Source organism: Pseudomonas sp. S3_C06 (genome assembly GCF_054667675.1).
This window is the reverse complement of sequence record NZ_CP162747.1, coordinates 2,257,501-2,277,421: the sequence shown is the minus strand read 5'-3', so window position 1 is coordinate 2,277,421 and position 19,921 is coordinate 2,257,501. Positions and strand designations below refer to the sequence as shown.

Annotated in this window: 18 protein-coding genes, 5 tRNA genes and 1 riboswitch; of the genes, 18 read left to right on the top strand and 5 right to left on the bottom strand. The window is 58.2% G+C overall.

Going from position 1 to position 19,921, the window contains the following annotated elements; translation table 11 throughout:
- Positions 1–134 precede the first annotated feature (134 nt).
- From AB4N44_RS09975 to astE, 7 genes are all read left to right on the top strand, one after another.
- Complete coding sequence (locus AB4N44_RS09975) at positions 135–1,355, top strand: aspartate aminotransferase family protein (protein WP_008077923.1); 1,221 nt, start codon at positions 135–137, stop codon at positions 1,353–1,355.
- Between the two features lie 214 nt (positions 1,356–1,569).
- Complete coding sequence (aruF, locus tag AB4N44_RS09970; RefSeq protein ID WP_007919353.1) at positions 1,570–2,589, top strand: arginine/ornithine succinyltransferase subunit alpha; 1,020 nt, start codon at positions 1,570–1,572, stop codon at positions 2,587–2,589.
- Between the two features lie 51 nt (positions 2,590–2,640).
- The gene (gene astA / locus AB4N44_RS09965) at positions 2,641–3,666 is read left to right on the top strand and encodes an arginine N-succinyltransferase (protein ID WP_008077921.1); all 1,026 of its coding nucleotides are present in this window, start codon (positions 2,641–2,643) and stop codon (positions 3,664–3,666) included.
- Positions 3,663–5,132 carry a succinylglutamate-semialdehyde dehydrogenase gene (gene astD, locus AB4N44_RS09960; RefSeq protein WP_460111715.1) on the top strand — a complete coding sequence of 490 codons (1,470 nt, stop codon included), beginning with the start codon at positions 3,663–3,665 and terminating at the stop codon, positions 5,130–5,132. The genes astA and astD overlap by 4 nt, the downstream gene beginning before the upstream one ends.
- Positions 5,133–5,294: 162 nt before the next feature.
- Positions 5,295–6,641 (top strand): N-succinylarginine dihydrolase, encoded by a 1,347-nt coding sequence (astB, locus tag AB4N44_RS09955; RefSeq protein ID WP_460109093.1) that lies wholly within the window; start codon positions 5,295–5,297, stop codon positions 6,639–6,641.
- Positions 6,642–6,699: 58 nt separating this feature from the next.
- Complete coding sequence (locus tag AB4N44_RS09950) at positions 6,700–6,990, top strand: hypothetical protein (protein WP_016983958.1); 291 nt, start codon at positions 6,700–6,702, stop codon at positions 6,988–6,990.
- Between the two features lie 12 nt (positions 6,991–7,002).
- A complete protein-coding gene (gene astE, locus AB4N44_RS09945) occupies positions 7,003–8,013 on the top strand; it encodes a succinylglutamate desuccinylase (RefSeq protein ID WP_460109096.1) in 1,011 nt (336 codons plus the stop codon).
- A 121-nt stretch (positions 8,014–8,134) separates the two neighbouring features.
- Here the strand turns inward: astE and AB4N44_RS09940 are convergent, their stop codons facing one another.
- On the bottom strand, positions 8,135–8,644 hold the full coding sequence (locus AB4N44_RS09940) for a 6,7-dimethyl-8-ribityllumazine synthase (protein WP_016983960.1): 510 nt from the start codon (positions 8,642–8,644) through the stop codon (positions 8,135–8,137).
- Between the two features lie 103 nt (positions 8,645–8,747).
- A riboswitch (FMN riboswitch) is annotated at positions 8,748–8,919 on the bottom strand.
- 198 nt (positions 8,920–9,117) lie between these two features.
- On the opposite strand from AB4N44_RS09940, the gene ltaE reads away from it, so the two are divergent.
- From ltaE to AB4N44_RS09900, 8 genes are all read left to right on the top strand, one after another.
- Entirely contained in the window at positions 9,118–10,122 is a 1,005-nt protein-coding gene (ltaE, locus tag AB4N44_RS09935; RefSeq protein WP_460109099.1) for a low-specificity L-threonine aldolase, read from the top strand.
- Between the two features lie 146 nt (positions 10,123–10,268).
- A complete protein-coding gene (gene alaS / locus AB4N44_RS09930) occupies positions 10,269–12,887 on the top strand; it encodes an alanine--tRNA ligase (RefSeq protein WP_150750296.1) in 2,619 nt (872 codons plus the stop codon).
- Positions 12,888–12,977: 90 nt separating this feature from the next.
- Positions 12,978–14,219, top strand: coding sequence for an aspartate kinase (locus tag AB4N44_RS09925; RefSeq protein WP_008086083.1), 1,242 nt, complete (start codon positions 12,978–12,980; stop codon positions 14,217–14,219).
- Positions 14,220–14,406: 187 nt separating this feature from the next.
- The gene (csrA, locus tag AB4N44_RS09920; RefSeq protein ID WP_002554426.1) at positions 14,407–14,595 is read left to right on the top strand and encodes a carbon storage regulator CsrA; all 189 of its coding nucleotides are present in this window, start codon (positions 14,407–14,409) and stop codon (positions 14,593–14,595) included.
- Positions 14,596–14,657: 62 nt separating this feature from the next.
- Positions 14,658–14,748: transfer RNA gene (locus tag AB4N44_RS09915), tRNA-Ser, on the top strand.
- Between the two features lie 107 nt (positions 14,749–14,855).
- Positions 14,856–14,932, top strand: a tRNA-Arg gene (locus AB4N44_RS09910).
- A gap of 72 nt (positions 14,933–15,004) precedes the next feature.
- A tRNA-Arg gene (locus tag AB4N44_RS09905) sits at positions 15,005–15,081 on the top strand.
- Between the two features lie 72 nt (positions 15,082–15,153).
- Positions 15,154–15,230 (top strand) — tRNA-Arg (locus AB4N44_RS09900).
- 19 nt (positions 15,231–15,249) lie between these two features.
- Here AB4N44_RS09900 and AB4N44_RS09895 read toward each other — a convergent pair.
- On the bottom strand, positions 15,250–15,768 hold the full coding sequence (locus AB4N44_RS09895; RefSeq protein ID WP_150776410.1) for a cell envelope protein SmpA: 519 nt from the start codon (positions 15,766–15,768) through the stop codon (positions 15,250–15,252).
- Between the two features lie 321 nt (positions 15,769–16,089).
- Between AB4N44_RS09895 and mgtE the strand changes: the two genes are divergently transcribed.
- Positions 16,090–17,532, top strand: coding sequence for a magnesium transporter (gene mgtE, locus AB4N44_RS09890; RefSeq protein ID WP_007919330.1), 1,443 nt, complete (start codon positions 16,090–16,092; stop codon positions 17,530–17,532).
- A 113-nt stretch (positions 17,533–17,645) separates the two neighbouring features.
- On the opposite strand, the gene AB4N44_RS09885 is transcribed toward mgtE, so the two are convergent.
- Positions 17,646–17,972, bottom strand: coding sequence for an Arc family DNA-binding protein (locus AB4N44_RS09885; protein ID WP_003178899.1), 327 nt, complete (start codon positions 17,970–17,972; stop codon positions 17,646–17,648).
- Between the two features lie 390 nt (positions 17,973–18,362).
- Between AB4N44_RS09885 and phnN the strand changes: the two genes are divergently transcribed.
- A complete protein-coding gene (phnN, locus tag AB4N44_RS09880) occupies positions 18,363–18,932 on the top strand; it encodes a phosphonate metabolism protein/1,5-bisphosphokinase (PRPP-forming) PhnN (RefSeq protein WP_460109103.1) in 570 nt (189 codons plus the stop codon).
- Here phnN and AB4N44_RS09875 read toward each other — a convergent pair.
- Complete coding sequence (locus AB4N44_RS09875) at positions 18,907–19,086, bottom strand: PA3371 family protein (protein WP_150776407.1); 180 nt, start codon at positions 19,084–19,086, stop codon at positions 18,907–18,909. The two genes, phnN and AB4N44_RS09875, sit on opposite strands and share 26 nt — an antisense overlap.
- A gap of 20 nt (positions 19,087–19,106) precedes the next feature.
- Positions 19,107–19,343: a hypothetical protein gene (locus tag AB4N44_RS09870; protein ID WP_150776406.1), complete on the bottom strand. Its 237-nt coding sequence runs from the start codon at positions 19,341–19,343 to the stop codon at positions 19,107–19,109.
- 293 nt (positions 19,344–19,636) lie between these two features.
- Here AB4N44_RS09870 and AB4N44_RS09865 point away from each other — a divergent pair.
- Positions 19,637–19,713, top strand: a tRNA-Arg gene (locus AB4N44_RS09865).
- Positions 19,714–19,921: the final 208 nt, after the last annotated feature.

Here is a 19,921-nt window from a genome sequence, read left to right as displayed (position 1 = left end):
CGTAAACCCGTGAAAATCCGGGGTTTGCGCTATAAGAAGTTGTCGCTTGGCGACAAGGCCGGGCAGAAAACTGTCCTTACAATCCCCCCATCGCTCGCCAGTTTCAGGCGGGTGGCCCTCATCAGGAGACTCCGATGTCCGTTGAGCACGCTGCGGTACAACGCGCCGATTTCGACCAGGTAATGGTTCCCAACTACGCGCCTGCCGCTTTTATTCCGGTGCGTGGCGCCGGTTCCCGTGTCTGGGATCAGGCCGGCCGCGAGCTGATCGACTTCGCCGGCGGGATTGCCGTTAACGTATTGGGCCACGCGCACCCGGCGCTGGTCGGTGCACTGACCGAGCAAGCGAACAAGCTGTGGCACGTGTCCAACGTGTTCACCAACGAACCAGCGCTGCGCCTGGCGCACAAGCTGATCGACGCCACGTTCGCCGAGCGCGTGTTCTTCTGCAACTCCGGCGCTGAAGCCAACGAGGCCGCGTTCAAGCTGGCCCGTCGTGTGGCGTTCGACCGTTTCGGCACTGAGAAGTACGAAATCATCGCCGCGCTGAACAGCTTCCACGGCCGTACTTTGTTCACCGTCAACGTCGGTGGCCAGTCGAAGTACTCCGACGGTTTCGGCCCGAAAATCACCGGCATCACCCACGTGCCTTATAACGATCTGGCAGCGCTCAAAGCTGCCGTTTCCGACAAGACCTGCGCGGTCGTGCTGGAACCGATCCAGGGCGAAGGCGGCGTACTGCCGGCCGAACTGGCTTACCTGCAAGGTGCCCGCGAACTGTGCGACGCGAACAACGCGCTGCTGGTGTTCGACGAAGTGCAGACCGGCATGGGCCGCAGCGGCAAGTTGTTCGCCTACCAGCATTACGGCGTGACCCCGGACATCCTGACCAGCGCCAAGAGCCTGGGCGGCGGTTTCCCGATCGCGGCAATGCTGACCACCGAAGCGCTGGCCAAACATCTGGTTGTCGGCACTCACGGCACCACGTACGGCGGCAACCCGCTGGCGTGCGCGGTCGCTGAAGCGGTGATCGACGTGATCAACACGCCAGAAGTGCTGAACGGTGTGAACGCCAAGCACGACAAGTTCAAGGCGCGCCTTGAGCAGATCGGCGAGAAGTACGGCCTGTTCACACAGGTGCGTGGTCTCGGTCTGTTGATCGGTTGCGTGCTCAGCGATGCCTGGAAAGGCAAAGCCAAAGACATCTTCAACGCCGCTGAAAAAGAAGGTCTGATGATTCTGCAGGCCGGCCCGGACGTGATCCGTTTCGCCCCGAGCCTGGTGGTGGAAGACGCCGATATCGATGCCGGTCTCGACCGTTTCGAACGCGCTGCTGCAGCACTGACGCAAGCCTGATAGACCCTTCGGCGCCTGGAGTTTTTCAGGCGTCGATCAAAATTTTATGCCGGACCAGATCAACTGTAGGAGTGAGCCTGCTCGCGATTGCGGTATGTCAGTCGACTCATTGGTTTCTGACAGACCGCAATCGCGAGCAGGCTCACTCCTACATTGATCTCCATGTAGGCCCGGTTATTTTTTCTGTGAATTGATAAGAGAAAGGAGTGACACCATGCTGGTGATGCGCCCTGCGCAAATGGCTGATCTGGGCGAGGTACAGCGTCTGGCTGCGGACAGCCCGATTGGTGTCACTTCCTTGCCGGATGACGTGGAACGTCTGAGCGACAAGATCGCCGCGAGCGAAGCTTCGTTCGCCGCCGAAGTGAGCTTCAACGGTGAAGAGAGCTATTTCTTCGTCCTCGAAGACTCCACCACCGGCAAACTGGTCGGTTGCTCGGCGATTGTCGCCTCGGCCGGTTATTCGGAGCCGTTCTACAGCTTCCGCAACGAGACCTTCGTCCACGCTTCGCGCGAGCTGAAGATCCACAACAAGATCCACGTGCTTTCGCAGTGCCATGACCTGACCGGCAACAGCTTGCTGACCAGTTTCTACGTGCAGCGCGAGCTGGTCGGTTCGCCGTGGTCCGAGCTCAACTCCCGTGGCCGTCTGCTGTTCGTTGCCAGCCACCCGGAGCGTTTCGCTGATTCGGTGGTCACCGAGATCGTCGGTTACAGCGACGAGAACGGCGACTCGCCATTCTGGGATGCAATCGGGCGCAACTTCTTTGACCTCAACTACGCCGAAGCCGAGCGTCTGTGCGGGCTGAAAAGCCGTACATTCCTGGCCGAGCTGATGCCGCATTATCCGATCTACGTGCCGCTGCTGCCGGATTCCGCCCAAGAGGCGATGGGCCAGGTGCATCCACGTGCGCAGATCACCTTCGACATCCTGATGCGCGAAGGCTTCGAGACTGATCACTACATCGACATTTTCGACGGTGGCCCGACCCTGCATGCGCGCGTTTCGGGGATTCGTTCGATCGCCCAGAGCCGCGTGGTGCCGGTGAAGATCGGCGAGCCGGTGAAAGGTGCCGGGCGCCAGTATCTGGTGGCCAACGCGCAGTTGCAGGATTACCGCGCGGTGCTGCTGGAACTGGATTACGCGCCGGGCAAACCGGTGACTCTGGATCTGGAAGCGGCCGAAGCCCTGGGCGTCGGTGAAGGTGCCAGCGTGCGCCTGGTGGCGGTTTAACGCCTTAGCGAGTTTCACGGGTGGCGAAAGCGGCCCGTTTGAGGAGATAGCATGATTGTTCGTCCCGTACGCAGCAGCGATTTAGCCGCTCTGATCGACCTGGCCCGCAGCACCGGCACCGGCCTGACCACTTTGCCGGCCAACGAAGAACGTCTGGCCCACCGGGTCGGCTGGGCCGAGAAGACCTTTCGCGGTGAAGCCGGCCGTGGCGATGCGGACTACCTGTTCGTGCTCGAAGACGACGACGGTCGCGTGGTGGGGATTTCCGCCATTGCTGGCGCTGTCGGCATGCGTGAGCCTTGGTACAACTTCCGTGTCGGCCTCACTGTCAGCGCTTCGCAAGAGCTGAACATCTATCGCGAGATTCCGACGCTGTTTCTGGCCAACGACCTGACCGGTAATTCCGAGCTGTGCTCGCTGTTCCTGCACGCCGATTACCGCAGCGGTCTGAACGGCCGCATGCTGTCGAAGGCGCGGATGCTGTTCATCGCTGAGTTCCCGGAATTGTTCGGCAACAAGATCATCGCCGAGATGCGCGGTGTCTCCGATGACGCCGGCCGTTCGCCGTTCTGGGAAAGTCTGGGTCGGCACTTCTTCAAAATGGAATTCAGCCAGGCCGATTACCTCACCGGTGTCGGCAACAAGGCGTTCATCGCTGAACTGATGCCGAAATTCCCGCTGTACACCTGCTTCCTGTCCGAAGGCGCGCGTAGCGTAATCGGCCAGGTTCACCCGGACACCGAACCGGCCTTGGCGATGCTCAAGGGCGAAGGTTTCAGCTATCAGGGTTACGTCGACATCTTCGACGCAGGCCCGGCCATCGAATGCGAAACCGGCAAGATCCGCGCAGTGCGTGACAGCGAAGCGCTGGTGCTCGCCGTCGGTACTCCGGGCGACGACGCCACGCCGTTCATCATCCATAACCGCAAGCGCGAAGACTGCCGCATCACCGCTGCGCCGGCGCGTCTCGCTGCCGGCACGCTGGTGGTCGATCCGCAGACCGCCAAACGTCTTCAACTCAACGCTGGCGATCAAGTGCGCGCCGTGGCGTTGTCCGCTGCACGGGAGTCGAAATAATGAATTCGCTATACATCGCAGGTGAGTGGCTGGCCGGTCAGGGCGAGGCCTTTCAATCGCTGAACCCGGTGACCCAGCAAGTGCTGTGGTCGGGGGAGGGCGCCACGGCTGCTCAGGTTGAATCGGCCGTGCAGGCTGCACGTCAGGCCTTTCCGGGCTGGGCGCGCCGCACGCTGGAAGAGCGTATCACTGTGCTTGAGGCTTTCGCCGCGTCGCTGAAAAACCACGCTGACGAACTGGCTCGCACCATCGGTGAAGAGACCGGCAAGCCGTTGTGGGAAGCCGCGACCGAAGTGACCAGCATGGTCAACAAGATTGCCATCTCGGTGCAGAGTTACCGCGAGCGTACCGGCGAGAAGAGCGGCCCGTTGGGCGACGCCACCGCCGTTTTGCGCCACAAACCGCACGGCGTGGTCGCGGTGTTCGGCCCTTACAACTTCCCCGGTCACCTGCCAAACGGCCACATTGTTCCGGCGCTGTTGGCCGGTAACAGCGTGCTGTTCAAGCCAAGCGAGCTGACCCCGAAAGTCGCCGAGCTGACGGTCAAGTGCTGGATCGAAGCCGGTCTGCCAGCGGGTGTTTTGAACCTGCTGCAAGGCGCTCGCGAAACCGGCATCGCACTGGCGGCGAACCCGGGCATCGACGGTCTGTTCTTCACCGGTTCCAGCCGCACCGGCAATCATCTGCACCAGCAATTCGCCGGGCGTCCGGACAAGATTCTCGCGTTGGAAATGGGCGGCAACAACCCTCTGGTGGTCGATCAGGTCGCGGATCTGGATGCAGCGGTTTACACGATCATTCAGTCGGCGTTCATCTCTGCCGGCCAGCGTTGCACCTGTGCACGCCGTCTGCTGGTGCCGCAAGGCGCGTGGGGCGACAGCCTGCTCAAGCGCCTGGTTGAGGTCAGCGCGACCATTGAAGTCGGAGCGTTCGATCAGCAACCGGCGCCGTTCATGGGCTCGGTGATTTCCCTCGGCGCAGCGAAAGCGCTGATGGACGCTCAAGAGCATCTGTTGGCCAACGGCGCGGTTTCGTTGCTGGAAATGACTCAGCCACAGGCACAAGCCGCGTTGCTGACTCCGGGCATTCTCGATGTGAGCGCTGTTGCCGAGCGTCCGGACGAAGAATTGTTCGGCCCGTTGCTGCAAGTGATCCGCTACACCGATTTCGAAGCGGCGATCGCTGAAGCCAATGACACCGCTTATGGTTTGGCCGCTGGTTTGTTGTCCGATTCCGAAGCGCGTTATCAGCAGTTCTGGCTGGAAAGCCGCGCCGGGATCGTCAACTGGAACAAACAACTGACCGGTGCTGCGAGCAGCGCGCCGTTCGGCGGTGTGGGTGCCTCGGGTAACCACCGCGCCAGCGCCTATTACGCTGCGGATTACTGCGCGTACCCGGTGGCGTCGCTGGAAACCCCGAGCCTGGTGTTGCCATCGGCCCTCACGCCAGGCGTGAAAATGGCGTAACGGCCATCGCGAGCAGGCTCACTCCTACAGGTTCAGTGGTGTTCACACATGTTGTGTCCAACATAAATCCTGTGGGAGCGAGCCTGCTCGCGAAGGCCGCGCCTCGGTCTAAAAGAATAGTTACTGATGCCTATAACAACAGATTCTCGTGGAGCCTCGCTGATGAAATCCTATGAAGTCAATTTTGACGGTCTAGTGGGGCCGACCCATAACTACGGTGGTCTGTCCTACGGCAACGTTGCGTCCCAGAGCAACAGCCAGCAATCTTCGAACCCGAAGGAAGCGGCGCTGCAAGGCCTGGCGAAGATGAAAGCGCTGATGGAAATGGGCTTTCAGCAAGGCGTGCTGGCACCGCAGGAACGTCCGGACGTGGCCGCTCTGCGCCGTCTGGGCTTCAGCGGCACTGACGCGCAAGTCATTGAGCGCGCTGCCAAAGAAGCCATGCCGCTGCTGGTCGCCAGTTGCTCGGCGTCGAGCATGTGGGTGGCCAACGCCGCCACGGTCAGCCCGAGCGCCGACACCGCAGACGGCCGCGTGCATTTCACCGCCGCCAACCTCAACTGCAAGTACCACCGCAGCATCGAGCATCCGACCACCAGTCGCGTGCTCGGCGCGATGTTCGCCAATCAGCAGCACTTCGCCCATCACGCTGCTCTGCCGGCAGTGGCGCAATTTGGTGACGAAGGCGCGGCCAACCACACGCGTTTCTGCCGTGAATATGGCGAGGCGGGCGTCGAATTCTTCGTGTTCGGTCGCAGTGCTTTCGACAATCGTTTCCCGGCGCCACAGAAATATCCGGCGCGCCAGACCCTCGAAGCCTCGCAAGCCGTTGCGCGTCTGCACGGTCTGCGTGACGAAGGCGTGGTTTACGCCCAGCAGAACCCGAACGTGATCGATCAGGGCGTGTTCCACAACGACGTGATCGCAGTGGGTAATGGCGAGGTGCTGTTCTATCACGAGGACGCCTTCCTCGAGACCGATCAGATGCTGGCCGAACTGCAAAGCAAACTGGCCAAGGTCGGCGGCAACTTCCAGTCCGTGTGCGTGCCGCGTTCGGCGGTGACCGTGGATGACGCGGTGCGCTCGTACCTGTTCAACAGCCAATTGCTCTCGCTTCCTGATGGCTCGATGTTGCTGATCGTGCCGCAAGAGTGCCAGGCCAACGAGCGCGTCTGGGCTTACCTGCAAAGCCTGACCAGCTCCGGCGGTCTGATCCGCGAAGTAAAAGTTTTCGATCTCAAGCAAAGCATGCAGAACGGTGGTGGCCCGGCGTGCCTGCGACTGCGCGTCGCGCTTAACGAAACCGAACTGGCAGCCGTCAACCCAGGGGTTATCATGACGCCACCGTTGTACGGTTCGTTGACCGCATGGGTTGAAAAGCACTACCGCGACCGCCTGAGCGAAACCGATCTGGCGGATCCGCAATTGCTGCTTGAATGCCGGACGGCACTGGATGAACTGACGCAAATCCTTAAACTGGGCGCGGTTTATCCATTCCAGATCAATTGATGGCCGGCGCGTCGCCTGAACGCGGCGCGCGGCTTGTCTCCCCCAAGAGAGTAAAAACATGAGCGATTCCCTGCAGCTGATCCTTGAAGACACCGACGGCACGCAACTGCAAACCTCGTGCACCCGCGTCGCGGTCATGTGGCAAGGCAAAGAGCTGTGGATCCAGCAGGACGGCCGTGGCCAACTGCTGATCGGCGTGGACGTTGAAGAAGGTGACGCCGAGTACGCCAACCTGCTGCTGCGCCCATTGGCGACTAATCTGGTAAGTCTGCAACTGGAAATGGAACCGGCTGACGTCGGCGACGACGAAGACCACGTGCACGGCCCGGATTGCAACCACGACCACTAAGGAAACAGCTCTATGCTCGCCCTCGGCAAACTGCTTGAACTGACCCTCGCCGGCCGCGAACCGGCGGAGAAGACTCAACTGACTGTCGAAGGCGTGCGTATGCGCTGGTTGAGCGAAGGTGCGCTGGAAGTCCGGCCACCCGAAGCACGCGACAATGGCCTGGACCTGCTGCTGTCGGCAGGCATCCATGGCAACGAAACAGCGCCGATCGAGTTGCTTGATCGGCTGCTGCACGACATCGCCCGCGGCGATCTGAAGCCGCGCGCACGCATTCTGTTCCTGTTTGGCAACCCGGAAGCGATTCGCAAAGGCGAGCGTTTCGTCGAGCAGGACGTCAATCGGCTGTTCAACGGCCGTCATGAACAAAGCGGTGGCAGCGAAGCACTGCGTGCCTGTGAGCTGGAGCGTTTGGCGGCAAGCTTTTTCAGCAAGCCGGATCGCCAGCGTCTGCATTACGACCTGCACACCGCTATTCGCGGTTCGAAGATCGAGCAGTTTGCCTTGTATCCGTGGAAGGAAGGTCGCCAGCATTCGCGTCTTGAGCTGGCACGTCTGCGCGCTGCGGGCATGGAAGCGGTGCTGTTGCAGAACAAACCGTCGATCGTGTTCAGCTCGTACACCTACGACAAGCTCGGTGCCGAGGCTTTCACGCTGGAACTGGGCAAGGCGCGGCCGTTCGGGCAGAACGACGGGGTTAACGTCTCGCTGCTGGAAACTCGTCTGAAGCAGATCATCGAAGGTACCGAGCCGGAGATGGCGGAGCAGGGGCTGGACGGTTTGCAGCTGTTCAGTGTCGCCCGGGAAATCATCAAGCACAGTGATGCGTTCCGCTTGAACCTGCCGCAGGACATCGAAAACTTTTCAGAGTTGGACGTGGGTTATGTGCTGGCCGAAGATCTGGCCAATACCCGCTGGATCATCGAAGAGCAGGGCGCGCGGATCATCTTCCCCAATCCGAAGGTCAAGAACGGCTTGCGCGCGGGCATCCTGATCGTCCCGACCACCGACGAAAATCTCGCCTGACCCGATGATCGTTCCCACGCTCCGCGTGGGAATGCAGCCCGGGACGCTCCGCGTCCCAAAGCGGACGCAGAGCGTCCATTGAGGCATTCCCACGCAGAGCGTGGGAACGATCGTTCGAGGCTTAGACGGCTACAGCACGCGGCTCTGTACGACGCAATGCCCGAACCTTCTGCAGCGTATCCGCGCAAGTCCTTGCCGCTTCCTGACCCTTGTGTACAAAGTGCTCAAAGAAGAACTTCTGATGCTCGTCACCGGCATGGAAGTGATGCGGCGTCAGCGACACCGAGAACACCGGCACTTCGGTTTCCAGTTGCACCTGCATCAGGCCGCTGACCACCGATTGGGCGACGAATTCGTGGCGGTAGATGCCGCCGTCCACCACCAGGGCTGCCGCGACGATGCCGGCATAACGACCGGTCTTGGCCAGCAACTTGGCGTGCAGCGGCATTTCAAAAGCGCCGCCGACTTCGAAGATATCGATGTCGGATTCCTGATAACCCAGGGCAATCATTTCGGCAACGAAGCCTTTACGGCTCTGGTCGACGATTTCCTTGTGCCAGCAGGCTTGGATGAACGCGACGCGCTCGCCATGAGGGTGTTTGCTTTTGCTGTCGATAGCGGTGGGTTGCATGTTCTGACTCCTGTTTGTGTGAAAAACAGGGCGTTATGAATCGAAAGGGATTCAAGGGTACGAGCGCACGCACGAATGCACGCGGACGGCCCTTTGGCGTTAATCCCGTTCTCTCTTCATCCGGACTATGACCGTCGGCCCCGGAATCACACCGGGTCTGCTGACCTTGCCGCCGATCACAGCCTTTGCCGTGTTCGTCGACAAGCGCTCGCGGGCTATGCGCATTGCGCGCAATTACCGCCGGTGGGGAATTGCACCCCGCCCTGAGAACGTTTTTGCCGCCCTTTCTCGGGCGGCGCAGCGTTTTTAACACAGATTGTGTGTCTGTGCATTGCGCCTTTCTGATGATTGTCATCGAATTTTTTGACGGCTCGAAATGACTTTTCCTTGCGCAAGGGTTGATTAATCCCCGCGATGACCGCAGTAATTCCACTTCGTAAAGGGATTTCCCCTGCTGATTAGAGGCCAGGTTCATGAGTGTTATCGATCTTCGCAGCGACACCGTCACCCAACCGACTCCGGCCATGCTCGACGCGATGACTGCGGCGGACACCGGTGATGACGTTTACGGCGAAGATCCAACGGTCAATCGCCTGGAGGCCGAGCTGGCCAAGCGCCTCGGCTTTGCCGCCGCTTTGTTCGTGCCGACCGGCACCATGAGTAATCTGCTGGGGTTGATGGCGCACTGTGAGCGCGGCGACGAGTACATCGTTGGTCAGCAGGCGCACACCTACAAGTACGAAGGTGGTGGCGCTGCGGTGCTCGGTTCGATCCAGCCACAGCCGCTGGAAGTGCAGGCTGACGGCTCGCTGGATCTCGATCAGGTTGCGGCAGCGATCAAGCCGGATGACTTCCATTTCGCTCGAACTCGTTTGCTGGCGCTGGAAAACACCATGCAGGGCAAAGTGCTGCCGCTGGAGTATCTGGCCCGCGCCCGCCGCTTTACTCAGGACAAAGGCTTGCAACTGCACCTCGACGGCGCGCGCCTGTACAACGCAGCGGTGAAACTTGGTGTGGATGCACGGGAAATCACTCAGTACTTTGATTCGGTGTCGGTGTGCCTGTCCAAAGGCCTCGGTGCCCCGGTGGGGTCGGTGCTGTGCGGCTCTGAGCAGTTGATCGGCAAAGCTCGTCGCTTGCGCAAAATGGTCGGCGGCGGCATGCGCCAGGCCGGACTGCTGGCAGCGGCAGGCCTGTATGCGCTGGATCACAACGTCGAGCGTCTGGCCGACGACCACGCCAACGCGCAATTGCTCGCCGATGGCTTGCGTGAAGCAGGTTTCATCGTCGAACCCGTGCAAACCAACATGGTTTATGTGCAAATGTGCGACAAAGCCGAAGCACTCAAGGCGTTTGCCAGCGAACGCGGGATCAGATTGAGCGCTGCTGCGCGTCTGCGTATGGTCACGCACATGGACGTCAATCGTTCGCAAATCGAGCAAGTGATCGCGACATTCGTCGAGTTTTCGCGCAAGTGACAGCGTTAGCCGTCCAATTGACCGTTTCTATCGTATAAACACGCTGTACCCCGCGCGCAGGGCCGATATAATGCGGCCCTTTGCCGTCGCTTCGTCTGTTGACGTTTCGAACAGGCCTTTGGCCGCAGCCTCCGTGGAAGAACCTAATGAAAAGCGCAGAAATCCGTGAAGCCTTCCTTCGCTTCTTCGAAGAGCAAGGCCACACCCGTGTAGCCTCCAGCTCTTTGATTCCGGGCAACGACCCAACCCTGCTGTTCACTAACGCGGGGATGAACCAGTTCAAGGACTGCTTCCTGGGCCAGGAAAAACGTGCGTACACCCGTGCGACCAGCAGCCAGAAATGCGTGCGTGCCGGTGGCAAGAACAGCGACCTGGAAAACGTCGGTTATACCGCTCGTCACCACACGTTCTTCGAAATGCTCGGTAACTTCAGCTTCGGTGACTATTTCAAGAAGGACGCGATTACCTACGCGTGGACCTTCCTGACCGGCGTTCTGCAACTGCCGAAGGAAAAACTCTGGGTCACCGTCTACGCCTCCGACGACGAAGCGTATGACATCTGGACCAAAGAAATCGGTGTGCCGGTCGAGCGCATGATCCGCATCGGCGACAACAAAGGCGCGCCGTACGCCTCCGACAACTTCTGGACCATGGGCGATACCGGCCCGTGCGGTCCATGCACCGAGATTTTCTACGATCACGGCGACCACATCTGGGGCGGCCCACCGGGCTCGCCGGAAGAAGACGGCGATCGTTACATCGAGATCTGGAACAACGTGTTCATGCAGTTCAACCGCACCGCCGACGGCGTGTTGCATCCGTTGCCAGCGCCGTCGGTCGATACCGGTATGGGCCTGGAGCGGATCAGTGCGGTGATGCAGCATGTCAATTCCAACTACGACATCGATCTGTTCAAGAACCTGCTGAAGGCCTCGGCCGAAGCGATCGGTTGCGAAAACGGTGATCAGTCTTCGCTGAAAGTAGTGTCCGACCACATCCGTTCGTGCGGCTTCCTGATCGCCGACGGCGTACTGCCGTCCAACGAGGGTCGCGGTTATGTACTGCGCCGGATCATCCGTCGCGCCTGCCGTCACGGCAACAAGCTGGGCGCCACCGGCAGCTTCTTCTACAAGATCGTTGCTGCACTGGTTGCCGAGATGGGTGAAGCCTTCCCGGAACTGAAAAAGCAGCAAAGCAACATCGAGCGCGTGCTCAAGGCCGAAGAAGAGCAGTTCTCCAAAACCCTGGAGCACGGCCTGAAAATTCTTGAGCAGGACCTGCTGGAACTCAAAGGCACCGTGGTGCCGGGCGACGTGGTGTTCAAACTCTACGACACCTACGGTTTCCCGATGGACCTGACCGCCGACATCGCCCGCGAGCGCAGCCTGACGGTCGACGAAGCCGGTTTCGAACGTGAGATGGAAGCCCAGCGTGTTCGCGCGCGTTCGGCCAGCTCGTTCGGTCTGGACTACAACACCTTGGTCAAGGTTGATGTGGCCACCGAATTCACCGGCTACAAAGACACCAGCGGTTCGGCAAAAATTGTCGCTATCTATAAAGATGGCCAGTCGGTCGACGTCTTGAATGAAGGCGAAGAGGCGGTGATCGTTCTGAACCAGACGCCGTTCTACGCTGAATCCGGCGGCCAGATCGGCGACTGCGGTTTCCTTCAGGCGGGCAGCGCACGTTTCGACGTACGTGACACCACCAAGACTGGCGGCGCATTCCTGCACCACGGCGTGCTGGATTCGGGCAGCCTGACCATCGGCGCGCCAGTGGAAACCCACGTCGATGCCGAAGTGCGTCACGCGACTTCGTTGAACCACTCGGCCACCCACTTGCTCCACGCGGCACTGCGTCAGGTACTGGGCGAGCACGTTCAGCAGAAAGGTTCGTTGGTGGATAGCCAGCGTCTGCGTTTCGACTTCAGCCACTTTGAAGCGATCAAGCCTGAGCAGATCAAAGCGCTGGAAGACATCGTCAACGCCGAGATCCGCAAGAACTCGGCGGTTGAAACCGAAGAAACCGACATCGAAACCGCCAAGAACAAAGGCGCGATGGCGCTGTTCGGCGAGAAGTACGGCGACAACGTGCGCGTGCTGAGCATGGGCGGCGATTTCTCCGTCGAGCTGTGCGGCGGTATCCACGCCAACCGTACCGGCGACATCGGCCTGCTGAAAATCATCAGCGAAGGCGGTGTGGCCTCGGGCGTGCGTCGTATCGAAGCAGTGACCGGTGCTGCGGCACTGGCCTACTTGAATGCTGCAGAAGAACAACTCAAGGAAGCGGCCAGCCTGGTCAAGGGCAGCCGCGACAACCTGATCGACAAGCTGTCGGCTGTGCTGGAGCGCAATCGCCAACTGGAGAAGCAGCTCGAGCAGTTGCAAGCCAAGGCGGCCAGTGCTGCGGGCGACGATCTGTCGTCCTCGGCTCTGGACGTCAAAGGCGTGAAGGTTTTGGCCGCACGTCTGGATGGTCAGGACGCCAAGGCGCTGTTGGCGCTGGTTGATCAGTTGAAGAACAAACTCGGCCGCGCAGTGATCCTGCTCGGCAGTGTCCATGAGGAAAAGGTCGTTCTGGTTGCAGGCGTAACCAAAGACCTGACTGGCCAACTCAAAGCCGGTGATTTGATGAAACAGGCTGCTGCGGCAGTGGGCGGGAAGGGCGGTGGTCGTCCGGACATGGCGCAGGGCGGCGGTGTTGATGCCGGCGCGCTGGATGGCGCACTGGCGCTGACCGTTCCATTCGTCGAGCAGGGTTTATAAGACGGCCCGTCGGGCCCGCAGTCTAGTGGCGGGCCCGGCGGCTGTTCGAGTGATTATTGGGCGCCCTTCATGGGCAGAGGCGGCTTTGAAATGGCTTTGATCGTACAGAAATTTGGAGGCACCTCGGTCGGTACTGTCGAGAGAATCGAGCAGGTCGCCGACAAGGTTAAGAAATTCCGCGATGCCGGCGATGACCTGGTGGTTGTGCTGTCTGCAATGAGTGGCGAAACCAACCGTCTGATCGATCTGGCCAAGCAAATCAGTGGCGACGGCCAACCGGTTCCGCGTGAACTGGACGTGATCGTTTCCACCGGTGAGCAGGTGACGATTGCCCTGTTGGCCATGGCGCTGATCAAGCGCGGTGTGCCGGCGGTGTCGTACACCGGTAATCAGGTGCGGATCCTGACCGACAGTGCGCACAATAAAGCGCGTATCTTGCAGATTGATGACCAGAAGATTCGTGGCGATCTGAAAGCGGGTCGCGTGGTAGTTGTCGCCGGTTTCCAGGGCGTCGACGAGCACGGCAACATTACCACCCTGGGTCGTGGCGGTTCTGACACCACCGGCGTGGCACTGGCTGCTGCGCTGAAGGCTGACGAGTGCCAGATCTACACCGACGTTGATGGTGTTTACACCACCGATCCGCGCGTTGTGCCGGTCGCTCAGCGTCTGGACAAGATCACCTTCGAAGAGATGCTGGAAATGGCCAGCCTCGGTTCCAAGGTGTTGCAGATCCGTGCGGTGGAATTCGCCGGCAAGTACAACGTTCCGCTGCGCGTACTGCACAGCTTCAAGGAGGGTCCGGGCACCCTCATTACTATTGATGAAGAGGAAACCATGGAACAGCCGATCATTTCCGGCATCGCTTTCAACCGCGATGAAGCCAAGCTGACCATCCGTGGCGTCCCAGACACCCCGGGTGTGGCGTTCAAGATTCTCGGCCCGATCAGTGCCGCGAACATCGAAGTCGACATGATCGTGCAGAACGTCGCGCACGATAACACCACCGACTTCACCTTCACCGTGCACCGCAACGACTACCAGGCCGCACAGACCGTGCTGGAAAACACCGCTCGCGAGATCGGTGCCCGTGAAGTCGTAGGCGACACCAAGATTGCCAAGGTCTCGATCGTCGGCGTCGGCATGCGTTCCCACGCAGGCGTGGCCAGCCGCATGTTCGAATCCCTGGCAAAGGAAAGCATCAACATCCAGATGATCTCGACTTCGGAAATCAAGGTTTCCGTGGTGATTGAAGAGAAGTACCTGGAACTGGCTGTGCGCGCCCTGCACACGGCTTTCGAACTGGATGCTCCGGCCCGTCAAGGCGAGTAATTCCGTTTCTTGAAGGGCGCGGTCTGACCGCGCCCTTTATTTTTTGAATGGCGCGAGCCCTGAACTGTTCTTTTGCTCGCGCTGGTCAATACTCAGGCATGTAGGGCTACGATCGCTCCGGTTGTAGGTCGGGTGCCTTTTTTTTGCAGACTGTTGTCCCTGAACTGAATTGCGTGAGGAGAAAGGTATGCTGATTCTGACTCGTCGGTGCGCAGAAAGCCTGATTATCGGTGATGGCGAAATCACCGTGACCGTGCTCGGCGTTAAAGGAAACCAAGTGCGTATCGGCGTCAACGCCCCGAAAGAGGTTGCTGTGCACCGTGAGGAAATTTACCTGCGTATAAAGAAAGAGAAGGACGAAGAACCAAGCCATTAATTTTTATCGATTTTTATGTTTGCAAACGGGGAAAAGGTTGGTTAAGATACGCCCCGTGTTGCGGAGAGCTGGCCGAGTGGCCGAAGGCGCTCCCCTGCTAAGGGAGTACACCTCAAAAGGGTGTCGGGGGTTCGAATCCCCCGTTCTCCGCCATTATTTGCTTAGTACGTCGTAATCTGGCTTTTTCTGTAAGTTGTTGAAATTAATAGAAAAAGTGGTTGGAATAGAGATTAGACGGGCTATAATGCGGCGCAACAAATGCACTCGTAGCTCAGCTGGATAGAGTACTCGGCTACGAACCGAGCGGTCACAGGTTCGAATCCTGTCGAGTGCACCATTTAAGAGTTAGTTACAGCGATGTAAATAACTTGGCTTCAACCAGATGTGATCTGGTCTAAAAACACAAAATGCACTCGTAGCTCAGCTGGATAGAGTACTCGGCTACGAACCGAGCGGTCACAGGTTCGAATCCTGTCGAGTGCACCATTTAAGAGTTAGTTGCAGCAATGCAGGTAACTTGGCTTCATCCAGTTGTGGTCTGGGCTAAAAACACAAAATGCACTCGTAGCTCAGCTGGATAGAGTACTCGGCTACGAACCGAGCGGTCACAGGTTCGAATCCTGTCGAGTGCACCATATACCGAAAAGCCCGCGTTTATCGCGGGCTTTTTGCTGTCCGGGATTTGGCTTTTGCCTTCACGCATCCCCTCTCATCAAAATCAATTTGAGCACTACGGCCTCGCTTGAGGTCGTATCGATAGCTGGTCGTCGATGTTCGGGTATTCACCTTGTCCGGTTTGCCTAGCGCGCTTTCGACGTCTTGTTGGTTCATGCCGGCAATGACGCGTCGATTGATGATCGCTGCGCGCCGTTGCCTGGCGTCGATCAGATTTCCGCATTTGTCTTCGGTGTGGCCAATGATGCCCGGTTCGCGGCCTTTGGTTGTCATGCCGGATGTTTCTTCATGGTTGTGTTCCGGCATCACTGCCACAACTGATCCGGGTGAGTAGGGGTGGACTTCCTGTGCTGAGCGCTGCTCACCTTGTGCACAGCTCATCGAGGTGAACGTGATGCTGCCATCGGCGGCTTCGCAGCGATGGAGGGTGAGGGCGGCCCCGGTGGGCGGCAGGCAGAGCAGGCTGGTGAGTACGAGGTGGGATGGTTTCAATGGCATTCGGCGTCCTCCATGACGATCTACGCTCAAGGGTAGACGCTACATTTTCGAGTGTTGGTGTGTTTTCTTTTCAGGATGAGTCGTCGCATGTGCAGGGATCAGGACAGTGCTCAGGTTTGTTTCGCAAGCGCTTGTTTCGACCGTGATTTTTTAACGTTTTAAACCGTCAGGCGGTGTATCATTGCGCCCGTCAGCCCCGCCGGGGCTTATGGAAAACCTCCATGGACTTACCCAGTAGTTACTCAGTACCCCGTTTCACCAATCATGAATTGACTGATTGATCCTTCCGGCGTGCCCCGCTGCTGGGAGTGGAGTTCGCCTATGTCTGAAATCGAAGTAAAGAAAACACAAGAAAGCCTGCAGGATCGCCTGGCTCAGGTCGTCGAGCTGCTGCAGCGTCAGCGGGTCGTCGAAGACCTGACTCATCGCCAGGAAGGCGCGCATCACGACCGTGTCGAAAATCTGGTTCACCGGCAAAATCTAGTCGAGCTGCAGCGCAAACTCGATGATCTGCACTCCGCCGACGTCGCCTACATTCTTGAAGCCTTGCCGCTGGACGACCGTCTGACGCTCTGGCAATTGGTCAAGGCTGATCGCGACGGCGACATTCTTCTCGAAGTATCCGACTCCGTTCGTGAAACGCTGATCGCCGACATGGACGATCACGAACTCCTGGCTGCTGCCAAGGACATGGACGCCGACGAACTTGCTGACCTGGCTTCCGAGCTGCCGCGAGACGTCGTTCATGAGTTGATGGAGAGCCTGGATAACCAGCAACGTGAACGCGTCCGTTCGGCCCTGTCTTACGACGAGGAGCAGGTCGGCGCGTTGATGGACTTCGAGATGGTAACCATCCGTGAGGATGTCAGCCTCGAAGTTGTTCTGCGTTATCTGCGTCGCCTCAAAGAGCTGCCGGGTCATACCGACAAGCTGTTCGTCGTCGACTACGACGGGGTGCTCAAAGGTGTGCTGCCGATCAAGCGCCTGCTGGTCAATGATCCGGACAAGCAGGTTGCCGAGGTGATGGCCAGCGATCCGGTGAGTTTCCATCCGGACGAAGATGCCTACGACGCTGCTCAGGCGTTCGAACGTTACGACTTGATCTCGGCTCCGGTGGTCGATAAGAACGGCAAGCTGATTGGTCGTCTGACCATTGACGAAATGGTTGACCTGATTCGTGAAGAAAGTGAGAACGAAGTTCTCAACATGGCCGGTCTGCGTGAAGAGGAAGACATTTTCGCTTCGGTCTGGAAGTCTTTACGCAACCGTTGGGCATGGCTGGCGATCAACTTGATCACTGCGTTTGTCGCCTCTCGAGTGATCGGCCTGTTCGAAGGCTCGATCGAGAAGCTGGTAGCGCTCGCAGCGCTGATGCCGATTGTGGCCGGTATTGGTGGCAACTCCGGTAACCAGACGATCACCATGATCGTTCGCGCCATGGCGCTCGACCAGGTAAGCACCGGCAATACTTCGCGCCTGATGCGCAAAGAGCTGGCGGTAGGCCTGATCAATGGCCTGGTCTGGGGCGGTGTGATTGGTGTGGTTGCTTATCTTCTCTACGGCAGTTGGTCGTTGGGCGTGGTGATGACAGCGGCTATGACGCTCAACTTGCTGTTGGCGGCGTTGATGGGAGTATTGATCCCGATGACCCTGGCGAAGATGGGGCGAGATCCGGCGATGGGGGCGAGCGTGATGATCACTGCGATGACGGACAGTGGTGGTTTCTTCATCTTCCTCGGGCTGGCGACAATCTTCCTGCTCTGATCAGTTGCATCGAAACAGCCCGCCTATTGGCGGGCTTTTTCTTGTCTGCGAAATCTCGAATTCCGCGCAAAAAAAAGCCAGCAGTTAAGCTGGCTTGAGATGTTCGGTATGGCTCAGGACGCGTCTGCTGCCATTTCGGCGTCATGGGCAATCAAGGACACCAAAGCGTTTTGCTGACGATGAGATAGCTGGCGGAAACGTTGCAACAGCTCGCGCTCGTGCAACGACAGCTCCGGGCTGTCCAGGCGCATGCTCAGCTCTTCGCCCAGTGCACCTTCCTGAATAAGACTCTGCTCAAGGCGCGCAATGATCTCGGAGTTCATGCTGCGATGATGATTGCGAGCCACCTCGGCAATGCGTTCACGCATTCCGTCTGGCAGACGTACGACGAACTTGTCAGCCGTACGGCTGGAATAAATTGCCTGTTTCAATGGGCGCATATATTTAACCGGTTAGTTCAGGGGAGCGGTTCTCGGGATTGGCCGCAGGATGTGTGGTAGGACAAGCATCCGCGCCAAATGGTTCAACCTGAATTGTTAAGAGGCCCGCATCATGCCTCAAAATTGCCAGATCATTGGCGTCAATTCTGTGACAAATATTGAGCTGGGTAAAGGCGTAATGCCAGCACCAATTATCAGAAATGCGGACTGGTTGGAAATCTTCGCCTCTGTCCACATCCTTTGCCGCTTCCGGCGGTACATCAATTGATGTCCGCAAGCATCAGAACGTGCATGCTATGCGGGTTCTGCATCCTTGCTCCTTATCTGTACAGGATAGTGGCAAATTGCCGATTTACTAGTGGCAGACACCTGCCGGAGGGCGTTTTCAGGATGGATGGCAAGCTTATTTATTTGATGGGGCCGTCCGGTTCGGGCAAGGACAGTTTGATTGAGGCTGCACGTGAACCACTGCAGGCAATGAACTGCGAGATCATCCGGCGGGTTATTACTCGATCAGCCGAGTCGATGGGCGAGGATGCGGTGGGTGTGACGCCCGAGGAATTCGAGAATCGTCAGCTCGCTGGCGATTTTTCGCTGGCTTGGCATGCTAACGGTCTTGCGTATGGAATACCGATTGAAATGAATCATTTGTTGGCAGCGGGGCGGCATGTGCTGGTCAACGGCTCTCGCGCAAACCTGCGCCAAGCGTTGGAGCGCTACCCGACGTTGGTACCTGTTCTATTGACGGTAGATGACGAGGTTTTGCGAGAGCGTCTTCTTCGACGCGGTCGGGAGACACTTGAACAGATAGAGGCTCGACTTGGCCGCAATACCCTGTTCAAGGACAGAAGATCAAGCGATGAGTCGGTACATGTAATCGACAATTCGGGCGACTTGGCGGGCGCGGTGAGTCAATTGCTGGATGTGATCCGGTTTAACGCAGTACCGGATCGAACTTGATTTTTCGACCGGCGATCAGTGCCAGGACAAACAATACCGAAAACACGCCGCAAACAATCAGTGGCAGGGTGACAACGGTGTCCTCGAACAGCGAAAAATGCATGACACCACTCATAACGGCGAGAATCAGAAATCCTGCGGCTGACTTTGACATGCTGTACTCCTGAAGATATTTCAAAAAACCAGACGGTTGATCATTTGGGGTGGCAGGGCTTGCTCTCGGGCGCTGACAGCTCTTGGAGCAAAGCTGTCTTTACCGGTTAGAACTGCCAATTGGGGTTGCCTCTGCACTTGCAGGTAATGCGGCATACGTTGGGCTACCGATTTCTGGGTGGCGCTTTCAGGCATAAAGTGAAAGCTGGCCAAAATCGCCAATGCAGCGGCGTTTGCAAGTAAGAGGGTGGTATTCATGAGCGGCGCTCCGATTGTTCTTCTATGGAACAGGCAAAGCAGTCGTCGTGCCAACAGTCTAACCGCTGTTTAGTCCTTTAAAAACAAGGATTTGAGAGGTTTTTTGGGCTTGCAGGGCTTGCAATCTGCATTGGTGGCGTCTTAAGGGCGTGCAAAATGCACGGTAAAACTTCCCGCAGCATTGCGGTGTGCATGCCTACACTTAATATGGCTACGGATGACATGACAAATCAGGACTTGGCCGTTAACATGCAGGCCGTCCGTCACACAGCGTCTGCTCGTGACAACCCCGTGTCTCAGTAGCTCAATTGGATAGAGCATCCCCCTCCTAAGGGGAAGGTTGGCAGTTCGAACCTGCCCTGGGACACCATCTATTGTTTGAACTTCCCTCTGTTACCAGATTTCACCGGCCTCCAGCCGCTCTATAACGCGATCATTTTGTGCCGCCTGATAATCCGTTGTGTGGACGGGGCGATCTCATCTATAGGGTTTTCGGCTACCGATAGCTGTTTTCTCTCAATGCGGTAGCGCCTTCTATATAGATAGAAGGGCTTTCGGGTGTTTTCGATAGAAAAGTG